Genomic DNA, 2,228 nt, shown 5'->3' on the forward strand with positions numbered 1-2,228 from the left:
CGAGCAACCCAAACACTAAACTTATGCACAGCCGACCAACGAAAAGTCGGCTTCCACCCCCTGGTCAAAATTCGATCGGCCCGGGTGGTCAATATCGAATCGGCGCCGACAAGACCAGCGGTCCGCAGCAGACCGGAAAGCGGGAAATGAGGCCTCAGCTCGAGCACGATCAGCGTCCTTTCGCGGGCACTGAGCGTGTCTTGACTCGAACCAAGGCCTGCGCTTTTTTTAGGTACGCGTTCTCCATGCGTAGCTGCTGAAGCTCACGCAGTAATTCCTGGCGGCTGCGCTGATCTTCTGGCAACACCCCTTGGTCTTTGGGCCGTCGCGGCGTCCTGCTCATCTTCGTCTGTTGCACCTTCCAACCTGGTTGTAAGGCAGCTGCACCGTGCAGGGTAAACAGCCGCCTCCATTCGGCGACTTGATTGTGGCGTCGAACACCAAAGATCGCTGCTGCCTGTCGACAGGAAAGGCCGTCATCGCGCATGCGATTCAGAACCAGAAGTTTGAATTCAAGCTCGTAGTTCTTCCGCATCTTGGCCGCAATACCTGCCGCGCCATGATTTCGGTGGGCCGCGACCCAGCTCCTCAGGGCATCAAAGCCTACCGCATGCGCCTGCGCGATTGCTCGCAAACCTCCCTGTCCTCGCTCATACGCCTCAACGGCTTCGAGCTTCTGCTTCTCTGTGTACTTGGTCAATCCCGGGTCCTTGGTTTGTCCAAGTTTCGGGGGTCAGATCACTGTACATGGGTACGTAGCCTCACACTTCGTCGCGCTCAAGGGAAGGGCGTGGTTTATTGCGCGCTTACATTCCAACCACGGCCGGCACCGGCAGCGAGGTGGGCCGCGGCGCAGTGCTGATCCTCGACGACGGTCGAAAGGTGGGCGTGATCTCGGCGCATGTGGTGCCGAAGGTGGCCATCTGCGACCCGGACCTGACGCTCGACTTGCCGGCGAGGCTCACTGCTGCCACCGGCATGGACGCGATCGCGCACTGCATCGAGACCTTCATGGCCCCGGCCTTCAACCCGCCCGCCGACGGCATTGCGCTGGACGGACTATGGCGCGCATGGGCGCACATCGAGCGCGCGACACGCGAGCCGCACGACCGCGAAGCACGCCTGCAAATGATGTCGGCGTCGATGCAGGGCGCGATGGCGTTCCAGAAAGGCCTCGGGTGCGTGCACAGCCTCAGCCATTCGCTCGGCGGCCTCGATCCGAGCCTGCATCACGGCATGCTGAATGCCGTGTTCCTGCCCGCCGTCATCGAGTTCAACGAGGCAGCGACCACGGTCAGGAACGAGAACAAGCTCGCCCGCCTGGCTCACGCCATGGACTTGGCCGATTCGTCTTCCGTCGGCGATGCCATCACTGCGATGAACCGTCGTCTGGGTCTGCCAACGAGGTTGCGCGAAATGAACGTCAGTGAATCCATGTTTCCACGCATTGTTGAAGGCGCGCTGCAGGACCATTCGCACATGACCAATCCGCGTCCCGCCGAAGCCAGTGACTACGCACGAATGCTCGCTCGTGCAAGGTGACCCATGACAGCGGTCCCTCCCGGTGTCTATCAAAGAACGGCGTCGTCGTAGACCATCGGGATCACGACGGTCGGGATCGCCAGCCCGGCTACGAAGGCGATGTCTTCACCGACCACCGGGTGCGCGGCCCATTGACGCGCCCGAGATCTCCCTCGGCCCGGCGCCGGCATGCGAACGCAGCGCATCGCCGGTGACGGCGCGCGCGCTGCTTCGATTCGTCGTCATTTGGCACTCCGTCCTCCAGGTCGAGCATCAGCACGTCGACGGGCAGCGTCAGGGCCTTCGCGACCTTGGCGGCGACGTTGCCCGGCGTCGCGAGCATGCGATGCCTTGAGCTCCTTCCTTGAGAAGCCGCAAGGCACGGCTGACTGAACCAGCACATAGCTGGCAAATACCTGGTTCACCACGGCGGAGGCAGCGCCAACCACAGCTCCGAAAGCGCGACCTCTTGCACGGCTCGATCTTGAGGCGGTGCACGCGGCTTCATTGCCCAAGCTTCCTTGAATACGTCGAGATGCTGAGCCACTTCCTTGGCGCGATACAAGGTACGAGTAAGCCCGCGTAGAAGAGCTGAAGTGAAGTTGACCCGATTTCGCGGACACCCGATCCTTACGGATGAAGGAGTCCGATATGCCCACACCGAAGCCTCCGTACCCGGCGGAATTCCGTCGACAGATGGTCGAGCT

Annotated in this window: 2 protein-coding genes and 1 pseudogene; 1 reads left to right on the forward strand and 2 read right to left on the reverse strand. The window is 61.7% G+C overall.

What is annotated here, in order from left to right:
• Positions 1-169: 169 nt before the first annotated feature.
• Positions 170-700, reverse strand: a complete 531-nt coding sequence (locus WKW79_RS36870; RefSeq protein ID WP_340340170.1) for a helix-turn-helix domain-containing protein — start codon at positions 698-700, stop codon at positions 170-172.
• 110 nt (positions 701-810) lie between these two features.
• Between WKW79_RS36870 and WKW79_RS36875 the strand changes: the two are divergent.
• A pseudogene (locus WKW79_RS36875) lies at positions 811-1,542 on the forward strand (iron-containing alcohol dehydrogenase); the annotation flags it as partial.
• 88 nt (positions 1,543-1,630) lie between these two features.
• Here the strand turns inward: WKW79_RS36875 and WKW79_RS36880 are convergent.
• Entirely contained in the window at positions 1,631-1,864 is a 234-nt protein-coding gene (locus WKW79_RS36880; protein WP_340340171.1) for a hypothetical protein, read from the reverse strand.
• Positions 1,865-2,228: the final 364 nt, after the last annotated feature.

Source organism: Variovorax robiniae, assembly GCF_037889955.1.
GTDB classification, from domain to species: Bacteria; Pseudomonadota; Gammaproteobacteria; order Burkholderiales; family Burkholderiaceae_C; genus Variovorax; species Variovorax robiniae.